Origin of the sequence: uncultured Haliea sp., assembly GCF_963973825.1 — a bacterium.
Lineage (GTDB): Bacteria > Pseudomonadota > Gammaproteobacteria > Pseudomonadales > Halieaceae > Haliea.
In genome coordinates, this window is the sequence record NZ_CAXBAE010000002.1 from 106352 (window position 1) to 120450 (window position 14099).

The window sequence follows — 14099 nt, forward strand, 5'->3', positions numbered from 1 at the left end:
CCGTGGGGTTTAAGCAGCGTCTGCCGCGCAGGCGGGCAGGGTGATTTCCACCGCCAGCCCGGGGTGGGTATTTCGCGCGCTGATCCCTGCGCCGTGTCGCAGCAGTGCCTGCTTCGCGATGGACAGCCCCAGGCCATGGCCACCTGTCTGCCTGTCGCGCGCGGTGTCGACCCTGTAGAAGGGCTCGAAGATACGGGTCAGGTCGGATTCCGGCACGCCCGGGCCCTGGTCAGCAACCGTGATCGTGTGAGCGGCGCCGTTCTGCTGCAGGCTGACGGTGATCGTACTCTGTGGTGGGCTGTAGTGGCAGGCGTTGCGCAGGACATTGTCAAAGGCTTTGCGCAGCTGGCTGCCGTTGCCTTTGACCAGTGCTTCCGCCACATCACTGTGGAAGACAACACGGTGTTGCTCGCCCGCCTCGAAACGGGCATCGTTACACAGCTCTTCCAGCAGCACCACGAGATCGATGTGCTGCTCCAGGTCGGAAGGTGCCGCCTGGCTGTCCAGTAACTCGCCGACCAGGCTTTCCAGGCGCTGCGCCTCGCGCGCGATCCGCGCCAGCTGGGCGGCTGCGCCCTCGGGTTGTTGCTCCGCCAGCGCCAGCGCAACCTGCATACGCGCAAGCGGAGAGCGCAACTCGTGCGACACGTTGGCGAGCAGGGTTTTCTGCGCGTTGATGCGCTCCTGCAGCAGCTCGGCCATGTGATTGAAGTCGCGGGCCAGATCGTCGGTTTCGTCGCGGCCGGACGTGCGCACGTCGATACGCGTTCCCAGGTCACCCTCCGCCAGTCTGCGCGCTGCCTGCCGCAGCGCCGCCAGCCGCCGGGTAAGCAGGCGGGAGACCGCGTAGCACAACAGTCCGGACACCAGAAGTGCGAGGGCAGCACGCAACCAGGCATTGCTTCCCAGGAGCGTCACCAGCGGTATCCGCGGCGCGGGAAGGACCAGCACCGATCGCAGCGGCCCGGTATCGGCGCGGTAGAGAAGGTGGCCCAGATACTGTTGCCGACCGCTGCGCTGGAATACCCGGCGACGATTCCGATCCAGTTCTGACGCGATGCTCGCGACCGATGCGGGCAAGGTTCTTTGCAGCAGGTCTTCGCCCTCGGGATCGATCAGGTAGACCTCAACCTTGTGTCTGCTTTGGGCCGCCTGGATGATCTGCGGCAGCTGCTCCCTGGGTGCGTTCTGCAGCTCATACAGCAGGCGCACAAAGACCCGCGGTGGCCCCTCCGGGCCCGGCATCGGGCGCTTGCCCTCGATCAGCGAGCCATTATCGGGCACCAGTGCGTCAAGGTAGTTACCGGCAACAATGGCGCTGCCCAATACAACGACGGTCACCAGCCAGAAGCCCAGGAAAATGCGCAGGAACAGCGGCATGGCTAGTCTCATGGCCTGCGCTCCCCGTGCACCAGCAGCTGGTAACCGGCCCCGCGTACGCTGGTAATGAGCTTTTCTGCGCCGAGCGCCTGCATCTTCTTGCGAATCTTGCTCACGTGCACGTCCACGCTGCGGTCGTAAGCGGACAGCGGCCGGCCCAGGGCCTGCTGGCTCAATTGGTCTTTGCTGACCACGTTGCCTGCATGGGCCATCAACAGGCGCAGGATGTTGAATTCCGCACTGGTGAGTTGCAGGTCCCGAGCATCCCAGGTGGCCTTGCGCTGTGCGGCATTGATCGCGAGCAGGCCGGACGTAATGTCGTCGTGTCCCGAAGCGCGCGGCACGCCGGTGCGGCGCAGAATGGCTCTCAGTCGCGCGGCCAGTTCCCGGGGGTTGCAGGGCTTGGCCAGATAATCGTCAGCGCCGAGTTCCAGTCCGACGATGCGATCCGTGTCTTCGCCGCGAGCAGTGAGCATGAGCACGGGGGTGTCGACGGGAATCGCGCGCAGGCGCCGCAATACCTCAAGGCCCTGCACGCCCGGCAGCATGACGTCCAGGATAATGGCGTCATAGTGCCGTTCGCAGGCCTTTTGCAGCGCCTTGTCGCCGTCGTGGCAACTGTCGATGTCAAAGCCGTCGGAGCCGAGATACTCGCTCAGCAGCTGGCACAGCTCCCTGTCGTCATCGATCAGCAGCAGGTGTGGATGCATCGCTCGGGTCATGCTCGCCTTGGTTGAGGTCTACAGTGTGCCCGGCGCTGTAGAGGAAAGCCACGTTCGCAGCGGAGCGTCAGGTATTCTTTACCATTCTTTACGCAACCGCCGCACTGCTTAACGCGATCCGGTTCTACTATGGTCCTGCGTTTCATCCACAGGAGAAAGGTTATGAACTCACGCACACAGGTAATACTTCGTCGCACGGCGGGCGCTCTGGCGCTTCTCACCACCATGGCCCTGACGCCCGCTTTTGCCGCGCCGCAGGGCGGCAACCCCGAGCGTATGCTTGAACGCATGGCACAACACGTTGACCTCAGCGACACACAGCGGGTCGAAATTGGCGAGTTGCTGCAGGCCGCTGCGGCGGAAGGGGCAGCGGACCGTGCCCGCATGCAGGAAATCCGGCGCGAGCTGCAGTCGCAGGGGGCAAGTTTCGACGCCGCTGCCAGCGAATCGCTGACCGAGGAGCTCGGCGCTATTACTGCGCGCAACGCCTACCGGCGGACTGAAACACGTGCGGCGGTACGCGCACTGCTCAGTGAGGAGCAGCGCGCGAAGCTGGACGCCATGGAAAGCCAGCGCGGCAAGGGGCGAGAACCCGGCAAGATGAAGGGCCCGCGCCAGGATTGAGGTTTACAGCACCTCGACCCGCAGCTCGAGCTCGGCCAGCGCCGAGCCGAGCTTTTCCTGTTGTTTCCGGTTGCTCACCACCGCGGTACTCGCGCGTTCGGGGGTCAGGTAGCAGCCGGCCACGCGCCGGAGGTCGTCCAGGGTGATCTCCAGAATGGCGCGCCGGAATGCTTCCCGTTGAGCATGACTGCGCCCGAAGAGGCGGTTGTAGAAGTGCTGGCGAGCCTCTCCGGCGGGCGACGCCGGCTTGTCGAGGCTGCCTATCACGCCGAGGATGGCCTCCTCCAGCCCACGCGGATCGTGTTGGCTCTCCAACATCCAGCGCACCGACTCGTCGAAATCATCGAGCGTCTCCACAAGCCTCGGGTCGCGGTAGGAGTAGAAGCGGAACGCTGCAATCCCCGAGTCCTGCCCCGCGCCACCGCCGTAGGCGCCGCCCTGCTCGCGGATCGCCCGATGCAGAAAGCCGTTGCGCAGGAAGCCACCAAGCACGGTGAGCGCCGGTGCATCGGGGTGCCCGATGGGCACCGTCGGATAGGCGCGTGCGCAGAAATTCACCTGCGTGTTGGCGACCCAGAACTCCCGTCTTGCTTCGAGTACCGGTGCGGCGCTGAGCGTCGCCCGGTCCTGGCTGCCCCCCACGGCGTCGCCCCACAGGGCCAAAGCTTCATGACACACCGCCTCGGCGGCATGTTCATCGGCGATCGCCAGCAACTCCCGTGGCATGGCGATGACCTGCGTGTGCACGCGGGTCAATGCGTCGCGCAGCGCGTCCCGCGCGTCGGCCTGCTGTAAACTGTCGTCGAGTGCCTTCAGGCGCCGTATCCCCTCCAGGCCGCCCAGCCGGTTATTGATACTCGCCAGGCCGCTCATGCCGGCGCAGGCGGCGGCCATCGCAAGTCCGTGCCCGTTCCCTGTGACGGACTGTTCGCGTCGCGCTCGAGACTGGCTGACCAGCTCGCGGATACGTGCATCCTCATCGAAGCGCACCTGCTCCAGTGTGTCGCGCATCAGACTGGCCTGGGCGCGGCTGTTGCGTGCCAGGGCCCGTGAAGACAGCGAAAAGTAGCCGTGCAGGCGCTGGACGTCGTGCAGTTCGCTGCGAAGGGAGGTGCTGGCACTGATGCTGCCCACGGTCGCGGCCTGGCGCTGCTGAACCTGCAGGTAGTCCTCATCACCGAGCCCGATCTCGGTCAGCGCACGGGTATACAGCGGCAGCAGCGCGAGATCGTCCTCCGACAAAGCGGGCAGGGGCGCCACCACATGCTGGTATACCAGTCCATTCGTGCCCTGGGTGTAACGTGTCAGTCGCAGGGGGCCCCGCGCGTATTCGGTATAGTTGAGCTCTGGTATGCGCTCGGGAACATCGGCCAGGGTCACGCAGGGGAGCACACCGGGATCGTCCTTGCGCTGCTGGCGCTGTTCCAGCTTTTGAGCCAGCTCGATCACCGCCTGCTTTGCGGAGGCATCCATACCGGCCTTGAGCTCTGCAAGGCGCCGGGTTTCGGCTTCCAGGCGCCGCTGCGACAGCTGCGTATCCGGTGTCATGACCAGGGTGACGCGGTGCGGGTTGTCGAGCAGGAGTCGCTGTGCCAGCTGACGGATATAGGCGGGATCGCTGACCTTGCGGCGCAGCGCGTCCAGAACCGGGTCCAGATCCAGCACGGCGACCGGGTCCGCGTAGTGTGTGGCGGGGCCGAGCGCCTGCAGGATCAGCTGCAACCCGTAGGGGTAGCCGCCGCCGGTAATTTCGCGTTGGTGCAATTCCAGCTGGTGCAGCACTGCCTCCAGCTGTGCCTGCGGCACACCGTCACGGGCCACGCGCGCAATCACCTCGAGCACCAGCGCTTCCAGTGCGTCCCGAGATGATGCCTCGCTCCCTTCGATGCCGCAGCTGAAGACCATTTCCCGCTGGGAGTCCTCGAGGCCACAGAGGGGCGAGGGCGCCTGCCCCAGCTCTGTTGTTTCCAGTGCATGCATCAGCGGCGATGCGCTGTTGTCCAGCAGTACACTGGACAACAGCTGTGCTTCCAGTTGCTGCTCCAGGTCGGTGCTTTCGCCGAGCAGCCAGCCAATCACGATGTGTGTCTTGGCCGCGGTGTCGCCAGAGTCGTCCAGTGCGTAGGATCTCTCCACCCGTAGCGGTGCGCTGAGCCGTTGCTCTCGCGGCACGGCTATCCGCTCTTCAAGACGCTGGAAACGTTGCAGCGCACGGGCTTCGAATACCGCCTGGTGTTCGTGTGCGGGGATGTCGCCGAAGGTCATGAAGATGGCGTTGCTGGGGTGGTAGTGGCTGCGATAGAAAGATTTCAGCTGTTCATAACTGAGGTCGGGAATGTGTTCCGGATCGCCGCCGCTGTTGTAGTGGTAGGTGACGGTCGGGAACAGGTGTTCGCACAGGGTTTGCCAGAGCGTACTCGACACCGAGCTCATGGCCCCCTTCATCTCGTTGAACACGACCCCCTTGAAGACCAGGTCGCTATCCGGATTTCCCGGCTCCGCAAAATCAACCCGGTGACCCTCCTGGGCGAAGTCCAGTGGATCAAGACGTGAAAAGAACACGGCATCCAGATAGACATCCAGCAGGTTGGCGAAGTCCTTGCGGTTCTGGCTCGCAAACGGGTAGGCGGTCCAGTCACTGCTGGTAAAGGCATTCATGAACGTGTTCAGCGATCGACGCAGCATCATGAAGAAGGGGTCGCGCACCGGGTAGCGCTCGCTGCCGCAGAGGGCGGTATGCTCCAGTATGTGCGCCACACCGGTCGAGTCGGTGGGTACGGTGCGCAGAGCCACCAGAAACACGTTTTCGCTGTTGTTCGCAGCCAGATGGTAATGCATGGCGCCGGTAGCGCTGTGCTCATACTGCTCCACGCGCAGCTGTAGCGATTCAATCTCGTGGCTGCGCAGTAGCCGGAAGGCGGCGTGGCTGACGGCAGCGCCGGGGGTAATCTGGTTCATACGGATCCTGTCTCAGAAAGTGCGACGGCGTATTCTAACGTGAATCGGCTGCGGCTGCCGTCAGCGGTCTGAGTTCGATGCGGTACATCCAGGGCCAGTTCTTGCCGGTCACCCAGATACCTCCGTCCTCGGGGTTGTAGGCGATGCCATTCAGCACGTCGGTCCCCGGCTGGCGCTCCGGCAGCGGTAACAGGCCGCGGAGGTCGACAGTTGCCGTGACCTCACCGCTTGCCGGGTCGATGACAATGATGCGGTCTTCCTGCCAGACGTTGGCCCAGATCCTCCCGTCAATCCACTCGAGTTCGTTGAGCCGCGCCACCGGCATGCCGCTCTCCATGACCGTGATACTGCGTTGGCGCTGCGCGGTATCGGGGTCGAGAAAGTACAGGCGGTGGCTGCCATCGCTGTAGATCAGCTCCGAGCCATCGTGGGTCAGGCCCCAGCCCTGGCCCGGAATGGAGAGCGCCGCAAGCGGGCTGAGATCGTCGCGGTTGTAGACGAGTAGCTTGCGAGCCTGCCAGGTCAGCTGGTAGACGCGGTCTCCGAGCACGGTAACCCCTTCGCCAAACAGCCGCGGATGCAGGCGCCGCTCGGCCAGGAGCTCACCGTCGTCGAGACGGTATTGCAGCAAACGGGACTGCCCATAGCCGCCGGTTCCGACATAGAGCATGCCGTCGATTATCTGCAGACCCTGCACGAAATGGCTGCGCGACTGCGGTTTCTTCTCCAGCACCCGGAAGCTGAAGTGCTCTGCGGCGGAGGCCGTAGTCGCGAGCAGCGCCAGCAGGCAGACGCACAATCGGTAGCAGATATTCAAATTCGGTTTCTCCCCAGATCCCTCAGCAGGAAGCGCGCCGGCGCCAGTGCGCGCAGCGTTTCCGGCTCCACCGGCAGTGACTCACCGCACAACTGGCTGGCCAGCAGTTCTGCGGCCAGCGGCGTCGAGGTGAGTCCGCGAGAGCCGTGGCCGGTGTTCAGGTATAGCCCCTCGTGGTAGACCCCCTGTGCGGCAACAGGCTGCCTCGCGTTGTCTCGCAGGGCTGCGAAGCGTTGGATGAACGTCTCTCGCTCCGGCACCGGGCCCACCAGTGGCAGGTAGTCCGGACTGGCACAACGCCACTCCGTGCGACCCGCCAGTGGCGTATCCTCCAGCGCATCGAGAGCCTTTGCAAGTGTGGGAAGGGCAGCCGTGAGCTGTGCCAGGTTGTAAGCCTGGTCCTCGGGGCGCAGCGCCGGGTCACAGTCGCCGGGCCCGAAGGTGGCGCCAATGCAGTGTTCCCCGGCGCGCGCGGGTGCAATGTACCCGCGATGGCAGAGTGCAGCGCGCAGCGGAGCCAGGGCATTCAGACCGGGTAGTTGCGTGGTCTGGCCCCGTATGGCGCGCAGTGGCAGCCACGCCAGGCCGGTGAAGGTGTTGCAGGCCGTGCCGGCCGCGATCACCGCCGCAGGTGCCTCCGCGATCACCTGTCCGTCGCCATTTACCGCCTGCCAATGCTGACCGCTGCGCATCAGTCGCAGAGGGCCGCAGCCGGCCTGCAGTGTTACGTTGTCCTGCCGCAGTAGCGCAGCGCAGACGGCGGGAGGCGACAGCCAGCCCGATTGCGGGTACCAGTACCCTGCGCTGTGCTGCTCGAGGCCGATGAGCCGAGAGGCCTGCGCTGCGTCCACCACCTGTGCGAGCTCGGGGACCGTCGTGAGCAGCAGGCGCATGCGATCCAGTTCACGCCTGTCCTGGACCTGGTGAAAACTGCCGCAGAGGGCGCCGTCGAGACCCTCTCGCAGTCGTCCTGCGGCGAAATCGTCGCGGTATTGGCGCACCGCGAAGTCGAAGCTGGCGAGCGCGAAGTCGGTGAGCGCAGAGTGACGGTGCGAAAGCCGTGTGTACAACACACCCTGGGCGTTGCCAGAAGCCCGCTGTGCGGGTTCACCGCTCTCCAGAACAGTGACAGTCACGCCGCGCCGTGCCAGTGCAGCGGCGGTATGACAGCCGGCCAGTCCGGCACCGAGTACCAGCACGGATGCCGGAGGTGCGCTGCTGTGCCAGGGCTGATCCCAGCGTGGCGGCAAGCGGGCGGGAGCAGTGAGGGTGCCGCGGCCTCCGTCAGCAATCCAGTGGTCAACGAGGGACACCGCGGCCTGCCGCAGATCTGCCAGGACATCCTCTGCCGGGCCCCACCAGAGGTCGAGGATAACCTTGCCGGCATCGAATACGGCCCGGTGAACACCCGGTAACGGCTGCGGATACTGGGCGCAGAGAGCGGCCACAAGCGGTGCCAGTTCCGTATCGTGAGCGGCCATGGCTGACAGCTCCGCGCGCTGCGGTGGATTGGCCTCGATGGCGATGTAGTGCAGTCGCCGGGCGCCCTCATCCGGATTGCGGCGCTGCCGCCACAGGTCCCAGGTGAGCAGAAAGTTGCGACCGCAGCCAAACCCGATCTCGGCGATGGTGAATACGGTCCTGTTGTGTCGTGTCCAGTGTTCGGACAGACGGTTGTCTGCAAGGAAGGTACGCCGGTATTCTGCCAGGCCCTGTGCGTCACAGCGCTCGCGCCGGCCGGGGGGCGCAGACAGCGCGGCCCAATGCTGATTGTCACGTCGCATGGACAGGCCGGGAGCAGTGCAGTCTGGGCACGGCGGGAAAGCTACCCGGAGACCGTGTAGCCGCCGTCTATGGGCAGTGTCTGGCCGGTGATCCAGCTCGCCTGGGCGCTGGTCAGGAACAGTACGGCGCCAGCGACGTCGTCGGGCTGGCCAAGGCGACCCAATGGCGTGCGGGCGAGTGTGGGTGCGGACCACTCCGGGTTAGCCACCGTAGCCGCGGTCATGCGGCTGGCACACAGGCCAACAGCGACCGCATTGCTGCGTATACCCAGTCGGCCCCATTCCACGGCCATGCTGCGGATGAGCCCGAGCAGGCCGGTTTTGCCGGCCCCGTAACCCGGTACGATGCCGATGCCGAAGTAGGAACTCATGGAACCGATCCCCACGATGGAGGCCCCTCCGTGCAGCGTGCTGCGCGCCAGGGCATCACGGCAGCGCCGGGCCAGCCGGAAGCCTGAGGTGAGGTGGATGGTAACCGCCCTGTCGAAGGTGTCCGGGTCCCATTCATCGAGCCCGAGGCTGGGTAGTGCGATGCCGGCGTTGTTGACCAGGATGTCCAGCTCGCCCTGTGCCGATGCCACGGCATCAACCTGTGCAGGGTCCTCTACATCCAGCGTCAGGTAGCGGTAACCGGAGAGGTCGTGGTCATAGTCCGCAGCGCTGTTGCGGGTGCCGGTAACAGTGACAGTAGCGCCCGCCGCGCGGTAGGCCGCTGCGATGCCCGCACCAATGCCGCTGGTTCCTCCGGTGACCAGCACCCGGGCGCCCTGGTAATCGTACTGCACACGGTTATTGCCCATTCCCGGCCTCTCGTTCGTTGCGTGATCCTGGCGCTGCAAGCGTACCAGACTGGCGACCGTCGGGAACCCATGACGCGGTGGAAATCACCGCCCGGAGAGGGCAGGTGGCTGGCGTTTGCGGCAGCCAGGCAGTAGACTTGCGCGCTGGCGCGAGAGGGTAGGTCATGGCTCAGAATCCAACAAAATCGATCCCGCGGGATCAGTTCCTGACGATTGCAGTCAACCTGCTGTACAAGGCATTTCTGGAGAACCGCCGCACCGAGGCGAAAAACGTATTTCGCGATCTGGCGACGGGGCGGGCCGTGCACCTGACGAACGTGGTGATGGAGGACAAGACACAGGTACGCTTTGATGTTGCGCTGGACCACAGCGAGTATCGCGGCAAGCTGAATTTCGGTGCTTTTCGCTCCAGCCTGGCCATGCTGGTGGCCCAGTTGAGCGATGCGCTGCGCGCGGGCAAGGACATCAAGGTGTTCTCCGAGCAGAACAATCCTGACAATGTCGTGTTCGGGCTCAGTGCGGCCACCGAAGAAGAAGGCGAGGTCAACGTGATGGTGCTCGGGGCTGACTCCAACGCAGCACGCGGCTCCATCGAGCTGCGCCTGCAATACCTTGATCCAGCGCAGTTTGCCCAGGCATCGCCGGCCAACGCCAGCGGCGCCTGAGGCTCACTCAGCCGGAATGGCATCGTGTTCGACGGTCACGCTTTGCCGTTCGACCGGTGCGATGACCTCGGCAGTCCCCGTCACCACCTTGCGGCCCTCTTGGTTCACCACCGTGCAGTCCAGCGTCACGCGGCGCCGACGCGGCTCCAGTGCACTCACTGTCAGCTCGACGGTCAGCGTGTCACCGACATGCACCGGCTGGCGAAAGCTCAGCGACTGCCCCAGATAGATTGTACCGGGCCCCGGCAACTGCATGGCGAGGGCCGCTGAAATGAGCCCGCCGCTGAACATGCCGTGTGCGATGCAGCCGCCAAAGGGGGTGGTGGCGGCATAATCCGGATCCAGGTGCAGGGGATTGTAGTCACCGGATGCGGCGGCAAAGCGGCGCAGATCCTGCAGGGTGACGGTGTGGCTGCGCTGTGCCTGTTGCCCGAGGCTCAGCTCATCGAAAGTGTGGTTGTGTATCTGCGGCATGCCGGCATCCTGCGGGATTGTTGAGCGTGCCATGATACCGTAGTGTAGCCGCCCCGACACAATCGCAGGCAGCGAGCAGGAGAGTGTTATGCCGGATGCGGCCGACCGCATCATTCCGCCGATTTCCTACCCACCGGACCTGCCGGTCGTGGCGGCTCGGGAGCAGATCGCGAGAGCCATCAGCAACCATCCGGTGGTGATCATCGCCGGCGAAACCGGCTCCGGCAAGACGACCCAGATCCCCAAAATCTGTCTGGAGCTGGGCCGGGGGCGCGTCGCCCGGATTGGCCATACGCAGCCGCGCCGGCTCGCGGCGCGCACTGTTGCCCAACGTATCTCTGATGAACTGGCTGTACCGCTGGGCGCCACTGTCGGTTATCAGGTGCGCTTCACCGACCAGGTCTCCGAGGCATCGGCGATCAAGCTGATGACCGATGGCATTCTGCTCGCGGAAATTCGTCACGACCGACTGCTGCGGCAGTACGACACCCTGATTATCGACGAGGCGCATGAGCGCAGCCTGAATATCGACTTCCTGCTCGGCTATCTCAAGCAGCTCTTGCCGCGCCGGCCGGACCTGAAGTTGGTCATTACCTCCGCCACGATCGATGTCGAGACCTTTTCACGACACTTCGACGATGCTCCGGTGATCGAGGTTTCCGGTCGCGGTTATCCGGTGGAAACCGTCTACCTGGACCCGGCAGAGGACCGGGACCTGGGTCTGCAGGAGCAAGTGGCGGCACTGGTGGCCGACATTGAGCGCGGGCAATTCGGAGAGCGCGGCGATGTGCTGGTATTTCTTCCCGGGGAGCGCGAGATCCGCGAACTGGCGCGCGCCCTCAGGGAGTTGGAGCGTATTGAGGTGCTGCCGTTGTACGCGCGCCTCTCGAACGCGGAACAGAGCCGCGTATTCGATCTCTCGCGACGCCGCATGATGCGCGTTGTACTGGCCACTAACGTCGCTGAAACCTCTCTGACGGTGCCCGGTATACGCTACGTTATCGACCCCGGTGACGCGCGCATCAGTCGCTACAGCTTTCGTACCAAGGTGCAGCGATTGCCCATAGAACCGGTATCCCAGGCCAGCGCCAACCAGCGGCAGGGGCGCTGCGGACGCGTTGCCGCTGGCGTATGCATACGCCTCTACAGCGAGGCGGATTTTCTTTCCAGGCCGGAGTTCACCGATCCCGAGATTCTGCGCACTAATCTTGCGGCGGTCATTCTGCAAATGCTGCAGCTGGGTCTCGGCGAGGTTCAGCGCTTCCCCTTTATCAACCCTCCCGACCCACGCATGGTGCGTGACGGCTATAGGTTGCTGCAGGAGTTGGGTGCCGTTAACGGCCGGGGCAAGCTGACGGCGCTGGGACGGCAGCTGGCGAAACTGCCGATTGACCCGCGGCTGGGTCGCATGGTGCTGGCCGCCCAGGCACTGTCCTGCCTGGAGGAGGTGCTGGTGATTGCCGCAGCATTGGCTATCCAGGATCCGCGTGAACGCCCTGCGGACAAGCAGTCCCAGGCCGATCAGATGCACGCGCGTTTTCGCCATGAACGCTCCGACTTCATGGCCTGGCTGGCCCTCTGGCGATACTACGAAGAACAGCGGCAAGCCCTGACCCAGAGTCAGCTGCGCAAGCTCTGCCAGCGGGAGTACCTCTCTTTCCTGCGGATGCGTGAGTGGCGTGATATGCACGCCCAGTTGCGAATCGCCTGCCGGCAGCTGGGGCTGCGGCTGGGTGGCGAAGTGTCAGACGCTGCGGGGGAGACCTTCGAGCCGATCCACCGCGCGCTGCTGGCGGGTTTACTGTCCAACATTGCCCAGCATCAGGAGAACCGCGATTACCTGGGTAGCCGCAATCGGAAATTGCAGATATTTCCGGGTTCAAGCCTGGGGCGGCAACGCCCGAAATGGGTTGTTGCCGCAGAGGTTGTGGAGACCTCGCGGGTGTTTGCCCGCACGGTGGCGGCGATCGATCCCGCCTGGGTGTTGTCGACAAATCCGGAGCTGCTGAAACACCACTACTACGAACCTCGCTGGGAGGCGCGGCAGGGGCGCGCCATGGCCTGGGAGCGGATTACGCTCTACGGCCTTACCGTGGCGGACAGGCGCCCCGTGCACTATGGACCGATCAACCCCGCAGAAGCACGTGAACTGCTGATACGGGAAGGCCTGATCGCAGGTCGTTTTCCCCGACATCCCGGGTTCCTCAAGCACAACCTGCGCGTCGCGCGCGACCTCGAAGACCTCGAGGCCAAGGTGCGGCGGCGCGACCTGCTCGCGGATGAGCAGGTGCTGTTTGCTTTCTATGACGAGCGTCTGCCGTCGGATATCACAACTGCCGAGCGTTTGCGAGCCTGGTTGGCGGCGGAACCCGACGCTGATCGCCTGCTGCGCATCTCCCGGGAACAGTTGCTGGCGCGCGATCCCGGTGCCGCTCTGGGTCAGCAGTTTCCGGACCGGCTGGTCTGGGGCGACCTCGAGCTGCGCCTCAGCTACCGCTTTGAGCCCGGACAGGAAGCGGATGGTGTCTCGGTGACCTTGCCCGTCGGCTTGCTGAATCGTGTGCCGCGGTTTCGGTTCGACTGGCTGGTACCCGGCCTGTTGCGGGACAAATGTATTGCCCTGGTGAAGGCCTTGCCCAAGGACAAGCGCAAGCAGCTGGTGCCTGTGCCGGACAGAGTGGATCAGGCGCTGGCAGAGCTGGAGCCGAATGATGAGTCCCTGGGCGCCGCGCTGGCGAGAGCGCTGGGCCGGATCGCGGGTGTCAAACTGCGCGCCGAGGATTTCAATCCGGACGCGCTGGATCCGTTCTACCGCATGAATGTTCGGGTGGTAGACGCCGATGGACGACTGCTGCAGCAGGGTCGCGATCTCGGCGCACTGGTGGCGATGTTTCGCGACGATGTACGAGAGACGATCGTGGCGGCGCCGGAAAACAGCCCGGCCCAGGAGGGACTCACTGCCTGGCCAGACAGTGCCCTGCCAGAGCAATGGCGTTTCCGGCAGGCGGGCACCGAGATCGTTTCCTGGCCCGCGCTGGTCGACAGGGGGGACAGCGTCGCGGTAGCGCTGTGCGACTACCCGGGCGAGGCGCACGGGCAACACCGTCTCGGCGTGGTGCGACTACTGCGCCTGCAGCATCGTCAGCAGGTCAAGTTTTTGCGCAAGCAACTGCTGCAGGGCAACGAAACGAGCCTGCTGCTGGCTGCGGCGGGCCAGCGTCGCGAAGACCTGGTGGAGGACATGATCGATGCCGCCTGGGTGGACGCAGCAGGGCTCGATGACAGCTTGCCCCGGGACAGTGCGTCGTTCGCCCTGTGCGCCGGGCGCAGTGGCCAGGTTGTGGAGCGCGCCAACCACCTCGAGGCCACACTCATCAACGCGCTGCGTCCGCTGGCAGAGGCGCGGACCACGCTGGCGCGCTACAGCGGGCCTGACTGGGTCGCCGCACTGGCCGATATCGAGGCCCAGCTTGCAGCCCTGTGGCAGGTGGGATTTCAGCGCGACACGCCAGCCGAGTGGCTGGCACAGTACCCGCGCTATATGAAGGCCTTGCAGCAACGCGCCGAGAACCTGAAGGGCCAGCTGGCGCGGGATGACAGTCACCGGGAGCGCTTGCAAAAATTTGCACAGCCGCTGCAGGAGGCCCTGCAGGCCTCTCCACGGCTGCTTGCGCTGTGTCCGGCAGCGGCCACCTACCGCTGGATGCTGGAGGAGTTTCGCGTTTCCCTGTTCGCCCAGCGCCTGGGCACTCGCACCCCCGTCTCCGACAAGCGGCTTCAGCAGCAATGGCAGGCGGTGGTTGAATGGCTGGCGAGGCACCCTGACGATGCGGCGCCGACAGCCCGATAAGCCCGTGTGGCGCAGGGAAAAAAAT

The 14099-nt window shown here is 64.7% G+C and carries 10 protein-coding genes; 3 read left to right on the plus strand and 7 right to left on the minus strand.

The window, feature by feature from the left end; all coding sequences use genetic code 11:
• Positions 1 to 9 precede the first annotated feature (9 nt).
• The gene (locus AACZ17_RS02985; protein ID WP_290738874.1) at positions 10 to 1392 is read right to left on the minus strand and encodes an ATP-binding protein; all 1383 of its coding nucleotides are present in this window, start codon (positions 1390 to 1392) and stop codon (positions 10 to 12) included.
• Positions 1389 to 2090 carry a response regulator transcription factor gene (locus AACZ17_RS02990; protein WP_339637710.1) on the minus strand — a complete coding sequence of 234 codons (702 nt, stop codon included), beginning with the start codon at positions 2088 to 2090 and terminating at the stop codon, positions 1389 to 1391. The genes AACZ17_RS02985 and AACZ17_RS02990 overlap by 4 nt, the downstream gene beginning before the upstream one ends.
• Before the next feature lie 174 nt (positions 2091 to 2264).
• On the opposite strand from AACZ17_RS02990, the gene AACZ17_RS02995 reads away from it, so the two are divergent.
• On the plus strand, positions 2265 to 2726 hold the full coding sequence (locus AACZ17_RS02995; RefSeq protein WP_290738880.1) for a Spy/CpxP family protein refolding chaperone: 462 nt from the start codon (positions 2265 to 2267) through the stop codon (positions 2724 to 2726).
• A 3-nt stretch (positions 2727 to 2729) separates the two neighbouring features.
• Here the strand turns inward: AACZ17_RS02995 and AACZ17_RS03000 are convergent, their stop codons facing one another.
• The 4 genes from AACZ17_RS03000 to AACZ17_RS03015 are packed head-to-tail and all read right to left on the minus strand — an operon-like array spanning position 2730 to position 9085.
• Positions 2730 to 5684: an insulinase family protein gene (locus tag AACZ17_RS03000; RefSeq protein WP_290738883.1), complete on the minus strand. Its 2955-nt coding sequence runs from the start codon at positions 5682 to 5684 to the stop codon at positions 2730 to 2732.
• A 34-nt stretch (positions 5685 to 5718) separates the two neighbouring features.
• Positions 5719 to 6501, minus strand: a complete 783-nt coding sequence (locus tag AACZ17_RS03005; RefSeq protein ID WP_290738885.1) for a glutaminyl-peptide cyclotransferase — start codon at positions 6499 to 6501, stop codon at positions 5719 to 5721.
• Positions 6498 to 8285: an FAD-dependent 5-carboxymethylaminomethyl-2-thiouridine(34) oxidoreductase MnmC gene (mnmC, locus tag AACZ17_RS03010; protein WP_290738889.1), complete on the minus strand. Its 1788-nt coding sequence runs from the start codon at positions 8283 to 8285 to the stop codon at positions 6498 to 6500. The genes AACZ17_RS03005 and mnmC overlap by 4 nt, the downstream gene beginning before the upstream one ends.
• 41 nt (positions 8286 to 8326) lie before the next feature.
• Positions 8327 to 9085: an SDR family oxidoreductase gene (locus AACZ17_RS03015; protein WP_290738892.1), complete on the minus strand. Its 759-nt coding sequence runs from the start codon at positions 9083 to 9085 to the stop codon at positions 8327 to 8329.
• Between the two features lie 164 nt (positions 9086 to 9249).
• On the opposite strand from AACZ17_RS03015, the gene AACZ17_RS03020 reads away from it, so the two are divergent.
• On the plus strand, positions 9250 to 9750 hold the full coding sequence (locus AACZ17_RS03020) for a hypothetical protein (protein WP_290738895.1): 501 nt from the start codon (positions 9250 to 9252) through the stop codon (positions 9748 to 9750).
• Positions 9751 to 9753: 3 nt separating this feature from the next.
• Here AACZ17_RS03020 and AACZ17_RS03025 read toward each other — a convergent pair whose 3' ends face one another.
• Positions 9754 to 10257, minus strand: a complete 504-nt coding sequence (locus AACZ17_RS03025) for a MaoC/PaaZ C-terminal domain-containing protein (protein ID WP_290738898.1) — start codon at positions 10255 to 10257, stop codon at positions 9754 to 9756.
• Positions 10258 to 10312: 55 nt separating this feature from the next.
• Between AACZ17_RS03025 and hrpA the strand changes: the two genes are divergently transcribed.
• A complete protein-coding gene (gene hrpA / locus AACZ17_RS03030; protein WP_290738901.1) occupies positions 10313 to 14074 on the plus strand; it encodes an ATP-dependent RNA helicase HrpA in 3762 nt (1253 codons plus the stop codon).
• The last annotated feature ends 25 nt before the right edge of the window (positions 14075 to 14099 follow it).